The organism is Runella sp. R0.1_18, from assembly GCF_057652155.1.
Genome location: NZ_JBYFCK010000004.1, coordinates 174,955 through 199,017 on the forward strand (window position 1 = coordinate 174,955; position 24,063 = coordinate 199,017).

The following is a 24,063-nucleotide window of genomic DNA, read 5'->3' on the forward strand; positions in this document are numbered from 1 at the left end:
TTAAAATCCCTGCTAAGTTAGGGCTAAATACACTTCTATACCAATGACTTACTTCTTTTTAATGGGAAACTAATACGTTGTTGGGTGAAAATCAGAACTCTCGGCCTATTGAAAAATAAGGACGTGCTTCGCCCAAGTGATTGACGGAATAATTGAGACGTCCCACAAAATTATACCAAGTTACTACATCCAGCCCTATTCCTACACCCATCAACGGGCGGTTGGCCAATGTGCTGTTGTTTAGCGAACTGTATTGGTTTCGGGTATAACCAAAATCGGCATAGATGTTGGGATAAATCGCCAACGGGAAGGTATTAAACTGGCGCATTTTGATGAACTTACTCAAGTTAAATGTTCGGTTTAATAGTTGGTAGCGCAAATTAGTTTTGGCTAAAGCAAAGTGTTGACCATCAATGACGTACAATTCATATCCGCGTACAAGGTCGGTGCCGTAGCCCAACCCCCGCGTTTGTAAAAAAGGTTGCAAGAAGGGGCTAGAAGTCTTGGCTTTGAGACTGTAGCTAAAAAAGAGCTTTTTGCCTAGGGAGAAGTATTGTCCATAGTTGGCAGTAGCCTCCCATTGTTGAACATCATCGGAAGAAAAAAGTCCTAATCGGCTAAAAACTATTCCATAATAAAACCCTCTTAAAGGATATTGGACACGGTCGCGGCGGTCAAAAAAATGCGAATAGCTCAGTTGGAAATAACGCTGTTGTCGGCGGCCTTCCAAAAAATAATTAGGATTTATGCGCGCCACGGTATCGCTGAGGGTAGTATGCGAATATTGGGCGGTTACCGAATGAAAACCGTAAAACCGTGGCCGATAGGTAAAAGTAACGTAAGGATTGAGTCGTTCACGAACGCGGCTATCGCTCGGGAAAAAAATAAGTTTATCGGCACGGGTACGGTAAGGCAAGGTTCGGTTGGTAAGCCGAATCATTCCGACGGTCATGCCTAGTTTTTGCTTTTTACCCAAATAGGGGCGGGAGTAATACAAATCGAGCCGAGGAATAAACCCAAACTCGGCGCGTAATCGAAGGCGGTCGTTGTTGCCCGTCAGGTTTTGGTGCAAAATGTAAGTGCCATAAATCGTGCGTTTTAGGTCGCGCCCGCGTTCGTACCACCATTCGTTGAAATTACGGTCGGCGAGTTCAAATACAGGAAAAGCCAGCAAATACCATTGTTCTTTTAGCACCACCTCTAAGTCGATGGTTTGGGGAGGAGCGATGAGTTTCCCATCGGCTGTATAAAAGGCCATGCCTGTGGTGTCGGCATCTATCGTTTTTCTTTTAAGCTCTACCGTAATGAATAAGTTGGTATTGAGGATTTTGCGACGGTCGTACTCCAGCAGCGAATCAAGCTTTTGTACCGTAATCACATCGCCTGTACGCAGGTCCATTTCACGACGAATGATGTGTTCACGCGTGCGATAGTTGCCCGTAAAAGTAACTTGGCGCAAGCGAATGTATTGAGACGTGTCGCTCACTGAATGACCAAACAGTGAAAGCCAAAATCCATGAAATAAAGTGAGAAGGAGCATCATTCAATAAACCCGTATTTAGCTTTTGCTTTGGCGCGAGACAAGGCATTGAAATGCCACCATTCGGTCTGAATCGACGTAAATCCTGCCTTGAGCATGACGTGCCGTAGCAGCTTGCGGTTTTCGACTTGTTGGCGAGATAGTTTGCCCGATTTTAGCATTTCGGCTTCGCGTCGTGGTTCGGCACTAACGCCAAAGAAATCAAAAATAGTGCCCATATCAAGCGGCTTACCGTTTTCGTCGGCGATGGTTAGGTCAACCGCACAACCAAAGTTATGAATAGAGCCTTTGGCAGGGTCGGCCACAAAATCTTCGCGGCGATTATAAGGCAAGTGACTCATCCGTGCCCAAAAAATCTTGGTAACACTCAGCGGACGAGCGCCGTCGTACACCAATAACGTATAATTAGGCTTTTCTTGTTTTAAAAACTGATTGGCTTTTACCAATTTTTGGGCGGCCATGGGTTGTAAATAAGCGCGCTCTAAGTCGCCATATACATCTTCTTTGATGAAATTGTCGGTCGTGGAGTACTTGAGCTCAACCTTGAGCGTAGGGTCGAGGGTTTGGATGTCCACTAGACCGTGTTTGATAAATTTTTTCTCCAAAGTACCCACCTTTGTCTGGGCATGACCAGCCAATGAAAGGCTTCCAAAAAGCCACAGCGCTGCGATTATTCTTCCCTTTTGTAACCAATAATCAATAACCGATAACGAATAACCGATAACAGTCTCCCCAATAGTCCACTTTGCTTTTAAGAACGTATTATACATCAGGCGTTTGCTTTTTTGTCTCTAATCAATCTCAAAAGTAAGCAGAGTTTTAGCATCTTTTCTAAAAAAATGCGCAATAAAACGGTAATTATTGCCTGCTTTTGTGCTTTAAGTTATGAGTCTGTTCAAACAACTTAAAAAAACTACTAAACCAATGAAATCAAAACAAAAGACCTTATCGGTATCAAGACGTGATTTCGTGCAAAAGAGCGCCTTGGCCGTAGGTAGCTTTTTTATTGTGCCCCGCCATGTGATTGGAAAGGGTTATACTGCACCATCTGACAAACTTAATTTGGCAGCCATCGGAGCAGGTGGCAAGGGAACAAGTGACATTTTTAACGCATCAAACAACGGAGCCAATAACGTGGTGGCGCTCTGCGATGTGGATTACAAACAAGCTGCGAAGTCAATCGAGCGTTTCCCTAACGCAACTAAGTACAAAGATTGGCGTGAAATGTTGTCCAAAGAAGGCAAAAACATTGATGCCGTTACCATTTCTACGCCTGACCACAACCACGCGGTGATTGCGATGGCGGCCATGCAATTGGGCAAGCACGTCTATGTACAAAAACCATTGACCCACAATATCTACGAAGCGCGTATGCTCACGGAAGCGGCTCGTAAGTACAAAGTGGTGACGCAGATGGGTAACCAGGGCGCGTCAAATCCTGCACAACTACAAATGGTTGAGTGGTTCAATAAAGGATTAGTAGGGCCTGTGCATACGGTTCAAATTTGGACCAACCGTCCTGTATGGCCACAGGGGATTCCTGTACCAACGGGCAAGCCTGATATGCCAGAAGGCGTTGCATGGGACCAGTGGGTTGGGCCTGCGCAGTGGGTTGACTATCACCCTGGCTATCACCCGTTCAAATGGCGTGGTTGGTGGAACTTCGGTACGGGCGCGTTGGGTGACATCGGTTGCCACACCATCGATACTCCGTTCCGTGTCTTGGGCCTTAACTACCCAACGGAAGTAGAGTGTAGCATAGGTTCGGTGTTCTTGAAAGACTGGAACCCAGAGTGGATTCCTGAAGGATGTCCGCCGTCGGCATTGGTAGAAATTAAATTCCCTGCCACTGCGAAAAATAAGAGCCCATTGAAAATGGAATGGATGGACGGCGGTTTGCGTCCGTTCCACCCTGATTGGATTCCTGCCAACGAACCACTTAGCACCGACGGAAACGGCGCGAACGGGGTGTTGATGATTGGTAGCAAGGGAATCATTGCTTGCGATATGTATGGCAACAATCCTAAGATTTATTATAAAAACGGCGACAAAGTGGAAATGGCGAAAGATAGCAAGTACGCTGCGCCAACAAACTTGCCAGAATACGGCCACCAAATCCACTGGACAGAGGCTTGTAAGGCAGGTTTTGGTAGCGACAAGCACAAAGGCTTGACGTCATCGTTTGATTACTCAGGACCACTAACCGAAACGGTATTGATGGGTAACCTAGCGATTCGTAGCTACATGCTTCGTCAACCAAAAGGCAATGGCTTCGACTACTACGGACGTAAGAAGTTGTTGTGGGATGGTAACAACATGAAGATTACAAACTTCGACGATGCGAACCAGTTTGTCTCGCGTCAGTACCGCGAAGGTTGGAAATTGGTGTAGGCTATTTCGCCGATGATGATACAAAAAGCGCCCCCGTTTGCTTGGCAGACGGGGGCACTTTGTTTTACCCTTTCATCGTAATGCGCGAACGCGCACAGACGCCCCCGACGGGCGGGTTAAATTTTGAAACGCTGACTTCGATGCTTTCTACGTTGGGGTAGGTTGCGCGTAGTCCTTCGATGATATTGTATGCAATGTGTTCCAGCAGCCGACTTGGCTTGCTCATCACTTCTACCACCACTTTATATACCACTTCGTAATTGACCGTGTCGCGCAGGCGATCTAGGCGGGCGGCTTCTAAAAAATCGGTTTGTATGGTGACATCAATCGAAAACTTGTTCCCAATTTTTTGCTCCTCATCCGATGTGCCGTGGTAAGCGAATATTTCAATTCCTTCTAATGCTACTGTTCCCAAAATATATAATGTGTGTTAAAGACTTTCCAAGTTTGGTTTTTGATTGAGTACAAACTTGAAAAGTCTAAAGTGTTGATACAGAGACTTTCCAAGTTTGGATATTTGATTGAGCAAAATCTTGGAAAGTCTAAAAGGGTGCTACTAAACCTGTGAGGTTTTCAAAACCTCACAGGTTTGATTTGAGCCTAGATTTGGTCAAAGAATGAGCCCTCTTGCTTAGGTTTTTGCTCTTCAAGGGTTGGTTCGTCAGTTGTTTCTTCAGTTACAGTTTCCTCTGTAATCGCCTCGGCTACTACTTCTTGTACAGGCTCTGGCGCTATTTCTTCTACGGGAGGTTGGCTTTCCACGATTTCTTCCACAATTTTCTCCGCTTCTAAGCGAGCTTGTTGGGTTTGCTCTCCTTGCTGAATGGCCTCTGACACTTGCGTTTTTAGGTCTTCAAGACGTTCTGCTACCGTATTTTGGGCAAATTTCTTTTCAAAACGCTCCACACTATCCACCGTATTATTGGCGAGGGTTTTGAGCTGAACAATCAAGTTGTCGCGGTATTTTTCCATGGCTTTGAAATCACGTTCCTGATTTTTAAAATCATTCATAATTTCTTCGCGCACGTATTTTGCTTGGTTTTCGGCATCAATGACGAGCATATTCGACTTCTTCCGCGCTTCGTTGACGAGTTCTTCGGCTTTTTGGCGTGCGTCTTCGATGTACTTTTCGGCGGCGGTTTTGGCCTGCTCGGTCATTTGGGTACTGGTATCTTCGGCCGTTTTGAGCATTCTAAACATCGTCAATTCTACTTCCCGAAGTTTGTTGAGCTCTTTTTCGGCTATTTCAAGCTGCATTTTTAGCATCTTGTTTTCGTTGAGCACGCGTTCCCATTCGTGAGACAAAGAGGCCAAAAAAGCGTTTACTTCTTCTGCGTCGTATCCACGTAAGACTCTTTGGAAAGTATGTTGACGAATCTCAATCGGCGTGATTTTCATTGTCGTTGTTAGATTTATGCCTGATAATTTGGTGTTAATGTATGAAAAAATCCGTTAAAACACTCAAAAATGCCTTAAATATTGCCATTTAACCATTTTTTTCGTTCTAAAACGGCAGGGTCACTTTCTAATTCTTGTAGTTGGACTGTCCCGTCTCCCAAACTAACCATGTGTAAACCTACCCATGCGAGGGCATTGTTTAAGTGATTTTCGAGGGGTAAATTGCTCAAAATACAATCGTTCCAGTACCACGGAAGCGCTTCCCCCGCAATTTCTTCAACCACTGCTTGGTAGTCTTCCATCGTATATCCCACAAAAGGTATGCCAAATCTTTGCCATAAAGAGTACATAACGTCATCGAGTGACCGTTTGTGTCCGTGAATCTTGCGAATGGTTAGGTCAAGAATTAACGCTACCAACGCTCCTTTATGATATACTGATACTTTTCGCTGCGGAATTCCCTTCTCGTAGCCGTCGAGCCATAAGTCCCACGATGATTCTACCAGCGATTGCTGAGCATGACGGCTATTTTCAAAATGACGCTTCATGTAGGTTTGTAGTTCGCGGTAGTAGCCCTCATCATTAAAGACGCCCGAACGCCGCAGGAACAAATCGCCGTAGTAGGTGGTAACTCCTTCGGCGACGAAGCAAGTCGAGAAGTAATTTTCTTTGGTAAAATCGTACGGAAGTAATTCTTTGGGCCGAATCCGAATGATGTTCCAAGCGTGAAATAGCTCGTGTGAGCTTACGCCGAGGAGGTCGAGGTACAGGCCATCGCCCTCGTCGTCGGGGCCAAGTACGACCATCGTTGAGTGTCGGTGTTCAACACCGTGGTAATACGGAGTGGGCAAAATCAGGTTTAAAAAGTGGTATTCGGGTTCGGGAAAAGAGCCCATTGCGGCAATTTGGGCAGTCGAAAATTTCTGAAAATCGGCGACAATTTGCTCCCAATTGGGCTTGATATTCCCTTGCATCCAAACGTAAAACGTGGTATCCTGCACCTGATAGGTACGGTGTTGGATCGTTTCGGAAGCCATCAAAGGGCTATCGACGAGTTCGTAATAGTCTTTGGCAAGCAGCGTTTTGGGCGCAATCTGCTGCAATCCACACGCAATCTGGTATGTATCGGGAATAGCAAGCTGAAGCGTGCAGGGTTCGTTCAAAAAAGCATCGGCATATACACAAAGATTCACAGGATTAACATACCAAAAGTCATTATTGACGTAGCTGCTTCCTGCATTTTGTACATTGGCATAGTAGTTGTAACGAACCACCACTTCGGTTTCGGTGCCTGTTTCTACTTGCCAGCGGTCTTTGGTGATTTTCCGAAAAGTAAGTGATTCATTATTTTTATTGAAAACGCCAAAACGCTGAATATTTTTGGCAAAATGCTGTAGCTCATACCGTCCAGGTCGCCAAGCAGGGAGCTGAATCTCAAGAATGTCGGTTTCAACGTGGGTAAAAGTACATTCGATTTCAATAAAACGACTTTCGGGATGGGGGGACGATAGGAGATAATACATACGATGTTAGTCAATGGAGGGGAACAAAACTAGGTAAAAATAGCAAAAAGCGTTTTCCAAAGTCAATTTGTAGTTTCTTTTCCTAAATACATGTACCTTAAACCTAAATTCTTACCCCCTGCTTTCCGATGAAAACTCTTTATGTATTAATAGGATGTTTTTGGGGATTGAGCATAACGGCCGTTGCCCAAAAACGCACCGTACCTCAGTCAACCGACTCGCTGATTCAGTTTTTAACCACTTCCCCCAAAGACACCCTTTACTTACAGGCGCTCAGGGAATATGCTTGGAACAAATTAGAAGCATCTGAGTACGCAGCTGGAGACTCGCTGGCGAAAGTGCTGCTGACGTTGGCCCAGCAACTCAAAAACAAAAAAGGAGAGTTTGATTCGTACGATTTGCGAGGGCGGAGTGCGTACGTGCAAGGAAAATACAGCGAAGCGTTGGACTTTTACAAAAAAACGTTGCAGTTGACCAAATCGTCTTCGTTGGGGTTTGCATCACAACAACGCGCCTTGACGAACGTAGGCATGATTCTTCATTTAATGGGGAACAACGAAGAGGGATTGAAGTACGTGTTGGAATCTATCAAGATTTTTGAGCGAGAACGTTTACCCAAACTATCAGGAAGTTCTCCTTACGATATTGCGGCGGCTATTTATCACCTTCAAGGGAAAGACGAGATTGCTCTCACGTACTTTCAGCAAAGTTTAGCCATCAAAATCAAAGAAAATAACGTGCGAGGAATAGCCGTGACTAACAACCGAATTGGGTCGTTGCTGGCCGAACAAAAAGAATACCAACGGGCTTTGTCTTACCTTCAAAAAGCAGATAGTTATGCGCAGCAGGTTAATTATGAGGCTATTATGGTGGACATTGCCATCAACCTATCGTCGGTTTACCGAGGTTTAAATAAGCCAAAAGAAGATTTGGCGGCGTTGAAAAAAGGGGAAGAAATTGCAAAAAAACTTAATCTGGTTCATCACCTCGGTGCGATTTACGGGAACCTGGGGCAATATTACCAATCTCAGAAACAATACGAGAAATCAGAAACCTATCTGAAGGATGCCTTGGCGATTTTTAAAGAAATCGGGTCGCTCGAATACCAAGGCTACATCTACCAAGCGTTGCGCGAAATGTTTGTTGAAAAAGGAGATTATAAACGCGCCTACGAAAACCAAAAAGTAGCCCAGAAACTCAGTGACTCGCTGTTTTCACAACAACAAAAAAAACGAATGGATGAGTTGAGTATGAAGTTTGAAACCGAACGAAAAGAGCAACAAATCAAGCTGTTACAAAAGGAGTCGGAGCTTCAGTCGCAGCAAAATCGGTTGTGGTTAATCGGCGGCGGGCTGGCGTTGCTGTTGGCGTTGTTAAGTATTGTGTTTGTTATCAATCGGGGCAAATACCGCCGTTTGCAGGAAGCCCTACAACTACGCAACAAGCTTGCGGCCGACTTACACGACGAGATTGGGAGTACCTTGAGTAGTATTTCGCTGATGAGTGGGTTGACCCAAAAACAATTGGCGACTAATCAACCCCAAAAAGCGGAGCAGATGGTGAGTAAAATCAGCGCGGATGCGCGCCAAATGTTGGAGTCGATGGATGACATTGTGTGGACGATAAACCCCAGTAACGACTCAATGCAGCATTTGTTTACGCGTTTGCGGGAGTATGCCAAACCGTTGGCTGAGTCGAAAGACGTGGAGTTTGATTTGGTGATTGACAAGGAAATTGAATCGTTGAGTTTGCCTTTGCAAGTGCGTCAGAACGTGTATTTGATTGTAAAAGAGGCGCTTAATAATGCCTTTAAGTATTCGCAAGCGAGTTTGATAAAAGTCGAATTTAAGGGGCAGAGTGGCAGCTGGAAAGCGATGGTGCTAGACAATGGCGTGGGTTTTGACGTCGAGGCAGTAAACTCACGCAACGGGCTCAAAAACATGAAAAAACGGGCCGAGGAGATTGGGGCTATATGGAACATCAAAAGTCAAAAAGGTCAGAATACAGAAGTTACTTTGCAATTTAATCCATGATAAAACTGATACCTAGGCGTAAATACGCAGTACTTATCTCCGTTTTTTTTGTGGTATGTTGGGGGGGGACGACAATGGCCCAAATCCCCAATACCCGTGATTCGTTGGTGTTATACCTCAAAAGCGCTCCCAAAGATAGCAACTACGTATGGGCGCTTAATCGGTACGCAAACAAGCTGCTTAACGAAACGGCAGAATATGATAAAGCAGACTCGATTCTGAAAATAGCAGAACCATTGGCGCTGAAATATAACTACCCACTAGGAAAGTATGCCAATACAAGAATACGGGCGACGATGTACTATTACAAAACTGACTATGCCAAAGCGTTGGCTTATTTTCAACAAGCCGTGCAAGAAGCCGAGCGTTTACAGCTTCCTGGCAACACAATCTACGAAGCATACAGCAACGTTATAACACTATATAATACCTTAGGCAACTACGATGAGGTATTGAAAATGTCGTTCAAATGCCTTGAAATACAGGAAAAATACAAACTCAAGCCTTATTCAAGTATTTATGCAGCCATTGGAGATGCACTGAAAGCCCTCAAACGTCCGCAGGAAGCTTTAGCATATACTAGAAAAGCTACTTTTATTGATACTGAAAACAAAAACTGGAGAAATGCGGCCATTCACCACAACTTACTCGGAAATATTTATGACGATTTGAGCCAGCCTAAAGAGGCACTCAAAAATTATCAATTGGCCCTTTCCCTAGCTCGAAAAGGTGAGTTTTTACGCGGACAAACAGATTATTTGGTGAACATCGGACGGATGTACCAGCAATTAAAACAACCTAAAGAAGCAATCCGATACATTGAACAGTCGCTACAACTGGCCCAGCGGCTCGAAGCACTTACTTCGGTGGCGGTTGCCAAGTCGAATTTAGCAGCGGTCTATCGTGAAATCGACCAACCCGAGCGGGCCGAAGCGTATTTGAAGGAGGCGTTGGAAATTGCCAAGAAACAAAACGACCCAAACAGTATTGCCCAATATCAAAAAAATCTGTCTGATTTATACGTAGAAAATCAGTCGTTTAAAAAAGCGTATCAGAGCCTGTTGGAAAGTACGGCACTCAACGATTCGACCCAAAAAGGCGCTACCCAACAACAACTTCAAGAGCTTATTGCTAAATATGAAGCTAAAACCAAGGAGCAGCAGATTCGACTGCTTCAACAAGACGCCCAACTCAAAGACCAAGAGTTGCTGCAAAATCGGTTGTGGTTAATCGGCGGCGGGCTGGCGTTGCTGTTGGCGTTGTTAAGTATTGTGTTTGTTATCAATCGGGGTAAATACCGCCGTTTGCAGGAAGCCCTACAACTGCGCAACAAGCTTGCGGCCGACTTACACGACGAGATTGGGAGTACCTTGAGTAGTATTTCGCTGATGAGTGGGTTGACCCAAAAACAATTGGCGACTAATCAACCCCAAAAAGCGGAGCAGATGGTGAGTAAAATCAGCGCGGATGCGCGCCAAATGTTGGAGTCGATGGATGACATTGTGTGGACGATAAACCCCAGTAACGACTCAATGCAGCATTTGTTTACGCGTTTGCGGGAGTATGCCAAACCGTTGGCTGAGTCGAAAGATGTGGAGTTTGATTTGGTGATTGACAAGGAAATAGAATCGTTGAGTTTGCCTTTGCAAGTGCGTCAGAACGTGTATTTGATTGTAAAAGAGGCGCTTAATAATGCCTTTAAGTATTCGCAAGCGAGTTTGATAAAAGTCGAATTTAAGGGGCAGAGTGGCAGCTGGAAAGCGATGGTACTAGACAATGGCGTGGGTTTTGACGTCGAGGCAGTAAACTCGCGCAACGGCCTAAAAAACATGAAAAAACGGGCGGAGCAGATTGGAGGGACGTTGGTCATAGAATCGGTTTTACAAAAAGGGAGCGCAGTACGTTTAAACTTCAAAAACTAAGTACACTGTTAAGTAAATAGTCTCATTTTTACCTGCAGAATCCCGCAGAACAATACAAACGCAGATTTTCGCTGATAAATGATTTAATGAAGCTATTTCCATCGGCGAATATCTGCGGCTCTTAATCTGCGTCAATCCGCGGGTAAAACTTAAAAAAACTTAGCCGTAAATCATATATTTATCCGATTTACAACGATGTTACAGTCATTTATCTTTGCCTGATAAACGAAAACTACTATGCCACGCATTTCGATTTATGACGATAATGATTCGTTTAGACATACCATTGCGCTCATCATTGAACTGAGCGACCACTTCGAGTTGGCAGGCTCACATCCTGACGCGACTCGGGTAGTCGAAACCGTGCAACTTGAAAAGCCAGAGGTGGTCTTGATGGACATCGAAATGCCCTCGCGAACAGGCATTGAAGCGGTGGCGTTGTTGCAGCAATTGGCTCATCCCCCCAAAGTACTGATGCTCACTGCATACGAAGATACTGACAATGTATTTGCTGCCATTGAAACGGGGGCGGTGGGGTATTTACTGAAAAAAACACCTGCCGAAAAGCTCACCCAAAGCATAGAAGAAGTAATGCAAGGGGGAGCGGCCATGAGTCCGAGTATTGCGTTGAAAGTACTGGGAGCTTTTCAGAAACCCAAACAAAAAGTTACGTACGACCTGACTCCCAAAGAGATGGAAGTACTGAACCGCTTGGTGGAAGGCGATAGCTATAAGCTGATAGCGCACCACTGCCAGATCAGCATCAGTACCGTTCAGACGCACATTATGCGGATTTACGAGAAACTTCAGGTCAATTCTAAGGGCGAAGCCATCAATAAGGCCCTCCGCGAAAATGTCATTCAGCTCTCTCGCTGACCGTTAACTCAATTCCTACGACCGTTAACTCAAAATATACCTCTCGAAAGTATATTTTTAAATGATGGGTATTTGTTTTAATATATTGATTTTTAGGTGTTTGTGTTTTTGTAAATATACGCGAGTAGTTCTACGGTCATATATTTATACGATTGACTAAGCTATACAAATGGGCTATTTTTGTTCTACCCAATAGCAAAAACTATGCGCCGATTTCTACTGTTTTTGTGTTTTATCCTGAGCAATATAATCTATGCTCAAAACTCATCCTCTCAGGCAGTGAAGTTGTCGGGCGGATTAAATGCCTACGCGGGACTTTACCAAGCCAGTGGAATTGACGCCCGCAACCAAACTACGCCCTTCGGACTGAGCGGTTCGCTCAATGTGATCTTGCCAGGAGGTATCTCTTTGCCTTTTTCGATGGTGTTAGGGAACCAAGGTGCCAGCTTTCGTCAACCATTCAATCAGTTTGGCGTAAGCCCTACTTACAAATGGGCAATGGTTCATGCGGGGTACCGCAACGTCCAGTTTTCGCCCTTTACCTTGGCAGGGCACACGTTTTTAGGAGGAGGTTTTGAGATAAATCCTGGGAAACTACGTTTGGGAGCGGTCTATGGGCGGTTCAACAAAGCCATTTCTACCGACCTTGCCAATCCCGACCAAGCACTGCCATCGTTTAAACGTACAGGGTATGCCGTGAAATTGGGCTACGGAACGGCGTCTAACTACGTTGATTTGAATTTACTCAATGCCGCAGACGACCAAAATTCGATTACTCCTAACGAGTCGATTGCACCTGCCCGCAACACCGTGATAGGGCTTACGTCGCGATTTACGCTCGTAAAAAAAGTGTCGTTTGAATTGGACGCTGCGGGGAGCGCCTACACCCGCGATACCCGCGCGCAGCTGATTCCGCTGGAACAAGGTTCGTTGCTCAAAGCTTTTACCATTTTTATGCCTGCCCAGCTCAGTACGCAGTTGACGACTGCCCTACAAACGGCCGTGGGCTACCAAGACAAAGTCTTCGGCCTTAAACTTCAATACAAACGTATTGACCCCAATTTCCAGACGATGGGCGCCTATTATTTCCAGAGCGACATCGTAAGCTACACAGTAGCCCCCAGCTTCAATTTGATGAATAGCAAACTGCGGATTATGGGCAGTTTGGGGATTCAAAAAGATAATTTGGCCCAAAATAAGAACGCCCAAACGGGGCGGACGGTCGGTTCGGCAGTGTTGTCGTTCAACCCCTCTACGGCCTTTGGTATCGACCTACAGTTTTCAAATTATGGTATTAGCCAACAAGCAGGGTTGCGACCCATCATCGACACGTTGCGCTTAGCGCAAAACAACTTGAGTTTGATGGGAAACCTGCGCTACAATCTTCAGAATGAGTCCGTTTCTCATTTGTTTACGCTTACGGCTACGCACCAACAATTGTCGGATTTGAACCAAAATACCGCTGAGTTTACCCAAAATCAGAACCAAAATGTGAACCTAAGCTACTTCTTTACCCAATTGGAATCAGGTTTTGGAGCCAATGCCACCGCGAGTTATACCCAGACGTTTTTGCCCCAAAATCAAACGGTTCGTTTTTATGGGCCTACGGTAGGGGTAAATCACACTTTACTAGATAAAAAACTGAACGTATCGGCCAGCGGAAGCTATTTGTTCAATCAACAATTAGGGCAAAACGGTCAAGTCATTAATGGTTCGGCCAATGCGAGCTATCAGCTTGGCAAGCGCCAGAGCTTGAGTTTACAACTAGGATACCTTAACTCAAATACGGGACAACCCGATCAAAAATTCAATGAACTTAGAGGATCACTTGGTTATGGAATCTCGTTTTAACAGCCCCCTAGCCCCCAATGGGGGAATTGTTCGGTTCGTTTGCTGTACAAACCTTCGTTGGTTTGTCATAGGGCTGATTTGCTGTGCATTTTTAGCCCCCATTGGGGGTTGGGGGCAGCAAGTGCAGGTTACAGTCAACGTATTGCCGCCCTACAGTGCCTATTTGCAAGACTACCCAGGCCGAGGGAATCAAGTGCAAATCTTTGTGCGGAATACGACTTCGGCGGCGTTGGAAGTTCGCTTTTTGGGAACGATTACGGGCGACAATGGCGTGCGGATTGCCACGCCACAAAACTTCCGTCCATTGGTGCCGCTGCGGTTAGCTCCCTTAGAAAACAAGTTACTGACGCGTTCGGATTTAGAAGGGTTGTTTGATTTGGGGCAAATTGACGTGCAAGGCGTGGACAAAGCCCAACTTTACCGTGGAATGCCCCTGCCCGAAGGCAATTATCAGTTGTGTGTTCAAGCTTTCGACAACCGAAGCAGCCGTCCTCTGTCGGCCGATTTTCCGTTGGGATGTAGCGGGTTGTTTACCCTCAGAAGCGTAGAACCGCCCATGCTCGTCAACCCCATTTGTGACAGTAAAGTCGCTGCCAATACGCCACAAAATGTTATTTTTTCGTGGACCCCGCCCGTGGGCGTATCGCCCGCGCAGGTGAGTTATACGCTGAGAGTGATTGAATTACCCGATGTTCAGCCAGTAGCCGAAAATGTTCTGAACAATCAATCCAATGTAATCAGCGGTTTCCCGAACGGCAATAAAGACAAAAAGCCTGCTGCCAAAACCACAAAAATTGAAACCTCGGAAATCAAAGTAAATACATCAAACATAACCTTTGGGTTTGACCCCAACGTATTCATTGATGCCGTTGTATTGCCACCATCGGGCGTAGAAGTAAAGAATATTCGGGTAAATTCATTTTTGTACGGCCCCAACCAGCCTGCCTTGAAGGTGGGCAAACGGTATGCGGTGCGGGTTCAGGCGTTTGATGCTTCGCGAAAAATCAATTTTCTGAACGAGGGAAAAAGTCCCGTTTGCTATTTTACGTACGGAGAAGATACCATGCCATTTTTTCCTTTAGGGCCTTCATTTGCTGCCAACGACAGCACGGGGAAACCGAAGCCGATGGTCGTGAAATCTGGAAATATACCTGTCAATTGTTCTTGCAATGCGGGCGAAATTTCGGACAACCAAGTGGACAACAAGGGAGCCCTGAAAAACAAATCGGCGACCATTGGGCTGTTTACGATGCAGTTGCTCGACAATGTAAAAGAAGTCAATGGCAAATTGAACGGCGATGGCATGATTCCCATTCCGATGGTCAATAGCCAATACGTCAAGTTGAGGGTACGCCTTTACGATGTGCAATGCAATTCGGCGGGGCAGGTCATTGGCGGGATTGTGCGCGCCCGTCTGAGCAACAAAGCAAACCCTTCTCTGTTTCCCAACTACGATTCGCCCGACTATAAGCCGCCTACGCTTACTTCGAGCCAAATGGGTGGCCTGAGCGAATTTTTTGCGACCCAAAAAGACATGCTCGTTTCTTCTTTGAAAAATGCCAAAGAAAGTATCGGCTTTGAAGTACCCTTTGGAATAGACAAATCTTTTGGCCCCGTCAATACGGTGATTGCCATTACCAACGTCACCTTTACGCCTAAAAATGCGTATTTTGATGCCAATACGTGGATAAAAGTAGCCAATAGCCAGGTAAATGGCATTCCGTTGAGTGGGTATAACATGTGTATGTCGCCCGACAAACCTTGCGGCGAAGGCATTCTGTACTTGGCCGAAAAAATGCAGTTGTCGCAGTTTTTTGCTTTAAAAGGAATGGACACCGCTCCGCCCAAAGGCCCGTTTGAAGGCCCAGACACGACCGTGGTAACGCACGTTGTTTTTGATGAAAATGGCTACAAACAACTGCGCGTTCACGGCCTGCTGACGCCGCCCGGTTTGGTAAATGCCGAAACCAACGGCCCCGTTGAAATTAGTGTCAACGCAGGCATGATTAACTTTCAGAACTGGACGGCGCAGTTGTCTTTTCCTAAGTTTTATGTACAAGGCTTGAGCGATTTTAAGTTTGCGATGCTTCCTGGCAAACCTGCGCTTTATGACCACTCAGAAACCACTACGCCCGCCAAGCTGCCCGAGGGATATTTGGAAAACCCCGCGCTTGAACTGAACTTGTGGCAAGGGCTGTATTTCCCCGAAATCAGTTTGGAACTCCCTGCTTTTATCAAGCGGGCCGATGGCAAACCGCTCACTGTGGGGGTGAGTGATTTGATTTCTGACAATAATGGTTTTTCGGGAAAAGCTTTTGTGAAGAATATTTTGGATGTAGGCAGTGGTTCGTTGGATAGTTGGTACTACTCGATAGATGAGCTATCCGTAAGTTTCTTAAAAAGTACCTTCCAAAAGTCCCAAATGAAGGGTTTGGTAGTATTGCCGATTTTCAAAAACCCACAGGAACAGGCATCGCAGTTGCCCTACACCTGTACCCTTTCCAAAGATCCGCAAGCGGGCTCGCTGGGGGTAGAATTTAGCATTTCGCCCACGGACAAAATGCAAATGGACATTTGGAAAGCGCAATTGGACTTGGATGCCGATAGCAAAATTTTTGTTACGTATAATGCAGAAGGATTTACCGCAGGCGCAGAATTGAATGGAAAGTTGGACATCGTTACCGATTATTTCAACTTCACGGCGGGCTCTTTCAAAGGATTGAAATTTCAATCTAAACCCGATTATTTTGGTCTAACCAGCCTAAAAATGGGTTCGGCTTCTCCCCAAAAATCCATGGCTGATTTTCCATTGACGCTCACCGATTATCAATTGGTCAACAACGGTGGCGGTTCGATGGGATTGAAGTTAATGGGTAAACTTGACCTCACGGGCGATGGCGATAAGGGACTTTCGGCAACGGGTGGGGCTACGATTCTCTTCAAGGTAGGTATGAAAGAGGGGCGACCTGACTGGAGTTTTGATAAAATCCAACCCAACGAAGTCTATGTAGATGGGGATTTTGGGGCTGTACACGTCAGTGGAGGATTAGCCTTTTATAGCAATGATCCAATCTATGGCAATGGTCTCAAAGGAGACGTGGAGATGAATATTAAGGGCTTGTTTAAGGGGGCGTCAGTGGCTCGATTTGGACGTACACTACCTACGAAAGGAGATTTTCGATATTGGTATGTACAAGCAGAAGCTGATTTGGGAACTGCAGGTATTCCCTTTGCGGGGCCTTTGGTATTCAGACGATTCGGCGGAGGGGTGTATTCCAAATTAAAGCGAGTTGAGGTTGGACAAGGCAAGTTTGACTATGTGCCCGACGCAGCCATTGGTTTAGGAATTAAAGCTAAAGTTGGTATCGGCTTGAGTACACCCGCTGTATTTGAAATGAACGGAGAGTTGGAAGTCGCTTTTAATACCAATAAAGGGATTGATAATATGGGCATTCACATAGATGCGTGGTTGATTGGGGAAAAAAAGGACAAATCGCTGGCGCAGGGCGGCGGAGTCATAGAATATAGTTTTGCTGATAAAGTCTTCAAAGCCCAACTCAACATGCACGCGGGCTACGACGTACCACCGCTCATCAGCCTGAGCGCCGATGTGAAAGACACACGTCTATTGATTGATGGCAACAAGGGTACTTGGTTTTTATCTTTGGGTGTTCCTCAAAACCGCATAGGACTGAATGTTACGCTGGCGAAGCTTGGTAGTTTTGATTTTGGGTCATATTTTATGATGGGAAACTACACGCCACAAGATGTTGGGGCGCTCCCGCCTCCCCCTTATGGCTTTGAAAAACGGCCAGGTATTTTGCAAGAATTGGGGTACAAGGGAACTGCGGGAACTGTTTTTAAAGACAGTTCTCCGATGTTGGCCTTTGGGGTTGGTTACAAATTGGGCGCAGATTTTGGTATTGGCCCCTTCCATTTACGCTACGACGGTGCCATTGGGTTTGATTTAGCCTTGGCCAAGAGCGAAGACAAATGCAACGGAAATACGCCTGGTATCAATGGCTGGTATGCCCAAGGTCAAATCTACGCTTACATGCACTTTGCGCTGGATTTGGACATTGATACGTGGGTGTATGAAGGAAGGTTTACGGTCGTAGAGCTAGAAGCCGCTGCTTTGTTGCGCGGAGGCATGGTCAATCCGATTTGGCTCAATGGGCACGTTTTGCTAAAATACCGAGTGCTGGGAGGTTTGGTAAAAGGACGCGTAAACCTTGAATTTTGGTACAACAAAGGTGAACGATGCGAACCCGCCTACTCGCCGCCTAATCCTTTTGCAGGGCAGCCACTCATCGCCACGTTGGGGCCGTCTGGTACGAAGCAAAAAGTGTCCATCTTGTCGCCCTATTATGCGGAGTTTAACTATCCCGTAGAAACGGATTTGATTGTTGACCTCGAAATTCCACAAGGACAAAAAGTGGAAGCGGGAGCACAAGGCACTGTTACGATGGGGCCAGGCGGGGTCCAGATTTTTCACCGTGAGTTTCGGCTTAAATTGAAAGAAAACTTCAATGCCATTGCGACCAGTGTACCTGCCGAATATGCCAATTGTAGCAAAGATAATTCGGGACGGTTTAGTTGGGGAAAAAACGAAGATGGCGATCCTAATTACAGTGCGACGTTTTACCGCAGTACGGCACTTTTGCCCAATTCAACGTATAAAATGTCGATGGGTGTTCAGGTTTTTATTAAAGACAACAGTGGCAAAGTAGTTCCTTACATTTTTAAAAACCAGACGGTCGAACAAACCGAAACCGTTGAATTTGCCACGGGGCCTTGCATCAGTGTATTGTCGAAAGGGAGTGAAGATGACGCTACGGTTCTCACTTCGTACCCATACGAAGGACAGCGATATTTTATGAAAGGAGACGCCGCCACGACCTTTATCAAGCTCAAAGCCAACTTGTCTTGTTGTATGAAAAACCTCAATAGCGACGAGTTTTATGACTTAAAAGTTCGATTGGTACCGTTGGAAGGAGCCAAGTTTGCGGAGGTAAACGGCCCGAATGTACTGCTGGCCGATGCCAAATTTGATGGAGATAAAGTGAGCTATAAAATGCCGTTTGGCATCAAAAACAAAACATTCTATCGTTTTGAGTTGGTACGAATTCCGAAAGCTGATTTTGCTGAAAAAATGTACGCCGAGGCGCAGAAAGCCAAAGCCTCGGCCAAAAAAATCACAACGGCCAACATTTATGTAAGTGCAGGAGGAAAAAGTACCAGTGGCAGCGTTTCGGCTCAATCGTGGTCAAACTCAGGAAAATACAGTGCGCCAGGAATAGGTGCAGGAGCAATGGCCAACGTGGTCAATCAAAAATACGACAATCAAATGGTCGCTTATACGGTCGTTTCTGAAGAGGAGTACGAAAAAATAGCCAAAGGCTACGGTACATCTTATAAAATCAATACTGCAACAGAAAAGATGTTTAGTGACGGTAAGTTTCTTGTTCAAAAGTCGATTGAGAACCTTCAACAGCAGCAAAAGCAAGAAGCCGCATTTTTCCAGAGCTTGGAATCGCGTTTGTACAAATATTATTTTAAAACCAGTGAGTTTAGTACGCTCAAGGAAAAGCTGATGGCCACGCAATTCCCTCCGACCGAGACGTCGTTTTGGGGTTTTCTTTCCGATGCCTTGACGACCAAAATGGTGTCTAAAGAAGGGTTTGATACGTATGAGCTAAGAACCGAAAAACTGAGTAGCGAAATCGTTAGACCGCCGTTGGTGCTGCTTCGCGCCGACCCAACGAGCAATTGGTTTAAAAATATTGCCATTCCAGTAAGTCAATTGCTAGAACGAGTACGGCCTGATATTTATGACCCCACAGGAACAAATATGCTGTTCGGTGGCGCGTATGGGAAAGAAAACCCCGATAGTCCAAGTAAGGTTTTTGAGCGGGCCATGGTGTTTTTTAATACCATCAATGATGCGCCCCAGCAGCCTTTCAAAAATGAAGATATTGAAGCCCTTTTCCCTTCGGAAAAAAAGAAAAAATAAGCGAACAATTGACTGAAAATTGAGCATTATGAAACCACTCGTCACATTGCTAATCGTTGTCGGATTTTTTTCAAACTCTTTTGCGCAGCTAGGCAAAAAAGTAACAGCCAATGGGCCAATCACCGCCGCTAAGACACCTGCCGTAAACTTGAATGTGGTAGAAATGAGCCTCATAGCCAATACGAACGCTACCAGTGCCGATTTAGGCGGGTTTAATGTAACAGATAAAGAGTTGGGTAAAAATGCTTTCGAGGCGAACCAAATATTGGCTGATGCCAATAAGATGATGATTGAGAAAACCATCTTTGGCGACAATTCCCCCAAAAACTACGGCATCACTTATTGGTCGGACCCAGTCTTGAAATTGTACAACAAACACATTGCGCAAAAACTAGCAGAGCTCATTGAGGCAAACGATGACAAATACAATAGCAACAACCAGGGAATCAATGAGTATATCGCTTCAAAGGTAGCTGATCAGCTTGTATTGGCGGCAACCAATAACGGGGCTTATGTAAATACGCTGTTAGAAAAGTTGAAAGGAGGTAAGCTTGGCCCAGAAACGCTGGAGATGCTCAGAACTAAGGCCAAAGATAAGTTCAAAACAGAGACTTGGACGGCTGATTATCAGCAGCCCAACTATTTTAAAGATGAGTTGTTGGGTATTCATTATCAAATGCCTTTTGACTACGTAACAGATGAATCATACGGAATGAAGTCGGTGAACAGCCCTGCCAATACCCGTGGCTTTTTCTTCATGGCGGGGCCAGGAGCGAATGCCAATTGCGCCATTGCGGTTATCATTGCCAAAAGCCAAATAGAGACCAATAAAAGCAACAGTAAACTGACTCAGTTATTGCAATCGGCTAAGTGGGGAAGCCTTTATCGTCCATTGCTGGACTACAAAAATCAAAGCGCCTTTTTTGATGTACATCAGGTAAATTTAAATTGGTTACAGGCCATTACGTCGTCCAATCAAGGAGCTATCTTGTTTGACAAAGACAATAATTGCCCGTCGGAAATGGCTTACAGCATTGCCCAAAAAATCCGCTCCGCCTCGGTGTTTAACTCCGCTAAATAATTGATATTATGAAAGTTAGTGTATATACTCCTTTTGCCCTTTGCTTCTTACTTTTTGCTTCTTCCGCTTGGGGGCAACAAAAAAAGACGGCTGCTTCTCCAAAAACACCCATAGATACCTCGCTGCTGGGGAAATACCGAGTAGGGGTAATGACCAAATCGTTTGGCGATTCGATTGTCGTTCGTTGGGCCCCCAACCAATCTTCTTTTTTCAGACAAGCGCTTAAATCGGGGTATTTGCTTACTCGGCGCAGCGTCATCGACAATAAAACAACGAAACTGGACTTTCAAGAGACCATATTGCCTTGGACACTTGAAGAATGGCTTAAAAATACCACTCGCCGCGACACCCTAGCGGCGGCTTGTGCGCAGTTGGTTCATGGAAAAAATACGCCCATCGGAGCTACTGAGGCCGTGACGTTGGATAAAATTTTGGAACAACAAAACCAGAACGACCTGCGCATGATGTTGGCCTTGGTTTTGGCCGATAGCCACCCCCGATATGCCCGCGGCATGGCCTTGGGTTGGGTAGATAAAAAGGTTAAAAAAGGCGTTCAGTATCTCTATTATATCATTCCACTGACCGACCCGCAAACGTATCCAGTAGAAGTGGCGGCATCGTCGGTGGTCAATGATGGCCCAGGAGCACCCCTGAAAATGGTACCTGTTCGTCCCGAATCGGGAGAGCATCTGATCAAACTTAAATGGAATCGCCGTCTGGCCGAATCTGCGTTTTCGTCGTACCACATAGAGCGCTCAACAGATGGCGGCAAAACTTTCCGTCGGCTCACTAAGCGCCCTTGGATACAACCTCCCGCCGACCAGATGGATGACATCATTCAGTATGCCGACTCCGTTCCTCAAAATTACCGCAACTACCACTATCGAATTTTGGGCATTACGCCTTTTGGTGAATTGGCACCTTCGGAGATTATCGTCGGCATGGGCGTTGACAAAACCCCGCCGCCATCGGTAGAACAACTCAATGCCAAACACCTCAATGGCGCCAAAGTAAGCGTGACTTGGAAATACCCTGCCGTAACGGGCGACGTGGCAGGCTTTGTGGTGGCCAAAGCAACGAATTTAGAAGGGCCTTTTAGCCCGCTAATTACTGAGCCGTTGGGGCCTGCGACACGTGAGTTTACGGACACAACGGCCATTCCATATTTACCCAATTATTACAAAGTAATTGCGGTAGATACGGCCCGAAACCTGGGGCACAGCCTGCCCGTTTATTGCATCATCAAAGATGGGAAAGGCCCTTCAAAGCCAAAAGGGTTGCAAGGATACATTGACTCAACGGGCTTTGTGCGTGTTGTGTGGGACATGAATCCCGAACCCGATTTGATGGGGTATCGGGTGGTATCGGCAAACGACCGCAAACACGTTTTTACGGTAGATACCAAAGGCTATTTGGCATTGCCAGTCTATAATGATAGCGTGACGCTCAATACGCTGACGCGTAAAAAATACTTTCGGGTCATTGCCTACGACAAAAATTACAATCCAAGCGAAGCTTCCGATATTTTGGAGCTGATTCGTCCCGATAAAATTGCGCCAACGACACCTGTCATAAGAGACTATGTCGTGAGCGACACCTCAGTAGCGTTTTCATGGGCACCAAGTAGGAGCGACGACGTAGCGTATCAGTTGTTGTTACGTCGCGGCAAAAGCAGTGAAAGGTGGGTTGAATTGGCAAAATTAACGAAAGACATTTCGACTTATACCGACAAAACCATCAAAGGAAGCTCAGAATACGGCTATGCGTTGGTGGCAGTGGACGAAGCGGGGCTGCGTTCAGAGACATCTTTTCCACTCAACATTCAAACGCCGCGCATTACTCCCCAGAAAGTCAGTGGGCTCAAAGCGATTATCAATCCAGATAAAACGGTGTTGGTTTCGTGGAATTATGCCGTCCCGAATTGTCGCTTTGTGGTTTATCGGGCTGTCGAAAAAGAACCTTTTTTAAGTTATGATTCGGTTTATGATAACCGTCAATACCAAGATAAGCGCCCACCAGCTAAAGGCATTGTTCAGTATGCGGTACGGGTTATTTATCCTGATGGATTGGAGTCAAGTTTGTCTTCGGTCGTAAAAGTAGAGCTTAAATAAATGCCCTTCAACGCATTATATCCATGAAAAAGCTATTCTTATTTTTAGTGTTTATCGGTTTTGGAAAAGCATTTGCTCAAAGTGAAGCCCCTTCCAATCTGGCAGCGGTGGCTGTTTCTAGCAAACAGGTTAATCTGAGCTGGACAGACAATTCTCGACGGGAGTTGGCTTTTGAGTTAGAGCGCTCAACGACTTCCGAAACGGCAGGGTTTGTAAAATTAGGAGAGGTAAATGCGAATGTCACTGCCTATACTGACGGAAATCCGCCTGCCAATACGTATAGTTATTATCGTGTACGGGCGAAGTTGACAGCGACCACTTTTAGCGGTTATTCCAACGTAGTTTATGCTTTTCCGCCCGTTGCGCCCAACATTTCAAAAATTGAAGTGAAAGGGACAAACTGGATTGCCATTACGTTTAAGGTACAAGGCGGGAAAGAAAACGGCAATGTCGTTATTCAACGACGCCAAGGGCAGGGTGGGGCATGGAGTACGATTGGTTCGTTTGATTCCAACCTTACGTTTTATGATGACCAAACCGTTCCGTTAGACAACACGGAGTACTGTTATCGGGTGTCTTGGACGGGAGCCCCCAATGAGTTTTCTAATATCGCCTGCGCTACTACACTCGCTTCCCCACCTAACCCGCCGACCAATCTTAGCGCTGTAGCGGTATCGTCAAGCCAAATCAACCTTAGTTGGACGGATGCTTCTAATAATGAGTCAGGTTTTGAAGTTTTTCGCTCTACAGACAATGCTAATTTTTCTAAAATTGCGGATGTTGGCGCCAATGTAACGAACTACGCTAATACGGGGTTGAATGCTTCTACCCGTTATTATTATTATGTAGGTTCTCAACGGGGCGGCACACCTTCTCGTACCAAATCCAATACGGCCGATGCCACCACGCAGTCGGGCTTACCCAATGCCCCCGCGCGCTTAACGGCCAACGCCACAAGTAGTTCCCAAATCAATCTTTCGTGGGCAGATTTGTCGGACAATGAAACGGGTTTTGAAGTAGAACGCGGAACCGATGGTCGGAATTTTACAAAAATCGCCGACGTGGGTGTCAACGCCACAAGCTATTCCAACACGGGTTTGGTTCCTTTAACGCAATATTGTTATCGGGTACGGGCAAAAAATGGCGCAGGAAACTCAGGTTACACCGATCCTGCTTGTGCTACCACGCAAGCTCCTCCCGTGACGATTCCTCGTCCGCCGAGCGGCTTGACGGCGACGGCCAGTAGCAGTAGTCAAATCAATTTGTCGTGGACGGACAATGCTTCGGACGAAACGGGATTTGAAATAGAACGCAGTACTGACGG

14 protein-coding genes are annotated in these 24,063 nt (G+C 45.8%); 9 read left to right on the plus strand and 5 right to left on the minus strand.

Translation table 11 applies throughout. The annotated features are described in order from the left end of the window. Nucleotides 1-91: 91 nt before the first annotated feature. Together AC23P2_RS08670 and AC23P2_RS08675 are read right to left on the minus strand one after the other, a co-directional pair. Entirely contained in the window at nt 92-1,543 is a 1,452-nt protein-coding gene (locus AC23P2_RS08670) for a BamA/TamA family outer membrane protein (RefSeq protein ID WP_487772824.1), read from the minus strand. After that, nucleotides 1,540-2,310: a M15 family metallopeptidase gene (locus AC23P2_RS08675; protein WP_487772825.1), complete on the minus strand. Its 771-nt coding sequence runs from the start codon at nt 2,308-2,310 to the stop codon at nt 1,540-1,542. The genes AC23P2_RS08670 and AC23P2_RS08675 overlap by 4 nt, the downstream gene beginning before the upstream one ends. A 154-nt stretch (nt 2,311-2,464) precedes the next feature. Here AC23P2_RS08675 and AC23P2_RS08680 point away from each other — a divergent pair, with 154 nt between their 5' ends. Beyond that, nucleotides 2,465-3,931, plus strand: a complete 1,467-nt coding sequence (locus AC23P2_RS08680; RefSeq protein WP_487772826.1) for a Gfo/Idh/MocA family protein — start codon at nt 2,465-2,467, stop codon at nt 3,929-3,931. 64 nt (nt 3,932-3,995) lie between these two features. Here the strand turns inward: AC23P2_RS08680 and folB are convergent, their stop codons facing one another. From folB to AC23P2_RS08695, 3 genes are all read right to left on the minus strand, one after another. Then, a complete protein-coding gene (folB, locus tag AC23P2_RS08685; RefSeq protein ID WP_028525015.1) occupies nt 3,996-4,346 on the minus strand; it encodes a dihydroneopterin aldolase in 351 nt (116 codons plus the stop codon). Nucleotides 4,347-4,531: 185 nt separating this feature from the next. After that, nucleotides 4,532-5,329: a DivIVA domain-containing protein gene (locus tag AC23P2_RS08690; protein WP_487772827.1), complete on the minus strand. Its 798-nt coding sequence runs from the start codon at nt 5,327-5,329 to the stop codon at nt 4,532-4,534. A 74-nt stretch (nt 5,330-5,403) separates the two neighbouring features. Further along, nucleotides 5,404-6,852, minus strand: coding sequence for a M61 family metallopeptidase (locus AC23P2_RS08695; RefSeq protein ID WP_487772828.1), 1,449 nt, complete (start codon nt 6,850-6,852; stop codon nt 5,404-5,406). A gap of 128 nt (nt 6,853-6,980) precedes the next feature. Here AC23P2_RS08695 and AC23P2_RS08700 point away from each other — a divergent pair, with 128 nt between their 5' ends. The 8 genes from AC23P2_RS08700 to AC23P2_RS08735 form a co-directional block, all read left to right on the plus strand. Then, nucleotides 6,981-8,885 carry a sensor histidine kinase gene (locus AC23P2_RS08700; RefSeq protein ID WP_487772829.1) on the plus strand — a complete coding sequence of 635 codons (1,905 nt, stop codon included), beginning with the start codon at nt 6,981-6,983 and terminating at the stop codon, nt 8,883-8,885. Beyond that, entirely contained in the window at nt 8,882-10,807 is a 1,926-nt protein-coding gene (locus tag AC23P2_RS08705) for a tetratricopeptide repeat-containing sensor histidine kinase (RefSeq protein WP_487772830.1), read from the plus strand. The genes AC23P2_RS08700 and AC23P2_RS08705 overlap by 4 nt, the downstream gene beginning before the upstream one ends. A gap of 237 nt (nt 10,808-11,044) precedes the next feature. Next, nucleotides 11,045-11,683, plus strand: a complete 639-nt coding sequence (locus AC23P2_RS08710; protein WP_487772831.1) for a response regulator — start codon at nt 11,045-11,047, stop codon at nt 11,681-11,683. A gap of 204 nt (nt 11,684-11,887) precedes the next feature. Continuing rightward, nucleotides 11,888-13,534 carry a hypothetical protein gene (locus AC23P2_RS08715; protein WP_487772832.1) on the plus strand — a complete coding sequence of 549 codons (1,647 nt, stop codon included), beginning with the start codon at nt 11,888-11,890 and terminating at the stop codon, nt 13,532-13,534. Beyond that, complete coding sequence (locus AC23P2_RS08720) at nt 13,494-19,547, plus strand: hypothetical protein (protein ID WP_487772833.1); 6,054 nt, start codon at nt 13,494-13,496, stop codon at nt 19,545-19,547. The genes AC23P2_RS08715 and AC23P2_RS08720 overlap by 41 nt, the downstream gene beginning before the upstream one ends. A gap of 28 nt (nt 19,548-19,575) precedes the next feature. Next, a complete protein-coding gene (locus tag AC23P2_RS08725; protein WP_487772834.1) occupies nt 19,576-20,628 on the plus strand; it encodes a hypothetical protein in 1,053 nt (350 codons plus the stop codon). An 8-nt stretch (nt 20,629-20,636) separates the two neighbouring features. After that, nucleotides 20,637-22,739: a fibronectin type III domain-containing protein gene (locus AC23P2_RS08730; protein WP_487772835.1), complete on the plus strand. Its 2,103-nt coding sequence runs from the start codon at nt 20,637-20,639 to the stop codon at nt 22,737-22,739. Nucleotides 22,740-22,762: 23 nt separating this feature from the next. Beyond that, nucleotides 22,763-24,063: fibronectin type III domain-containing protein (locus AC23P2_RS08735; protein WP_487772836.1), on the plus strand; the 1,301-nt coding region annotated here is incomplete at its 3' end.

Bases quoted from the DNA above. Each gene is read 5' to 3' on its own strand.
- AC23P2_RS08695 (WP_487772828.1), bottom strand. From the start codon at position 6,852: ATGTATTATCTCCTATCGTCCCCCCATCCCGAAAGTCGTTTTATTGAA.
- AC23P2_RS08705 (WP_487772830.1), top strand. From the start codon at position 8,882: ATGATAAAACTGATACCTAGGCGTAAATACGCAGTACTTATCTCCGTT.
- AC23P2_RS08725 (WP_487772834.1), top strand. From the start codon at position 19,576: ATGAAACCACTCGTCACATTGCTAATCGTTGTCGGATTTTTTTCAAAC.
- AC23P2_RS08670 (WP_487772824.1), bottom strand. From the start codon at position 1,543: ATGATGCTCCTTCTCACTTTATTTCATGGATTTTGGCTTTCACTGTTT.
- AC23P2_RS08720 (WP_487772833.1), top strand. From the start codon at position 13,494: ATGAACTTAGAGGATCACTTGGTTATGGAATCTCGTTTTAACAGCCCC.
- AC23P2_RS08690 (WP_487772827.1), bottom strand. From the start codon at position 5,329: ATGAAAATCACGCCGATTGAGATTCGTCAACATACTTTCCAAAGAGTC.
- AC23P2_RS08730 (WP_487772835.1), top strand. From the start codon at position 20,637: ATGAAAGTTAGTGTATATACTCCTTTTGCCCTTTGCTTCTTACTTTTT.
- AC23P2_RS08675 (WP_487772825.1), bottom strand. From the start codon at position 2,310: ATGTATAATACGTTCTTAAAAGCAAAGTGGACTATTGGGGAGACTGTT.
- AC23P2_RS08700 (WP_487772829.1), top strand. From the start codon at position 6,981: ATGAAAACTCTTTATGTATTAATAGGATGTTTTTGGGGATTGAGCATA.
- AC23P2_RS08710 (WP_487772831.1), top strand. From the start codon at position 11,045: ATGCCACGCATTTCGATTTATGACGATAATGATTCGTTTAGACATACC.
- AC23P2_RS08680 (WP_487772826.1), top strand. From the start codon at position 2,465: ATGAAATCAAAACAAAAGACCTTATCGGTATCAAGACGTGATTTCGTG.
- AC23P2_RS08715 (WP_487772832.1), top strand. From the start codon at position 11,888: ATGCGCCGATTTCTACTGTTTTTGTGTTTTATCCTGAGCAATATAATC.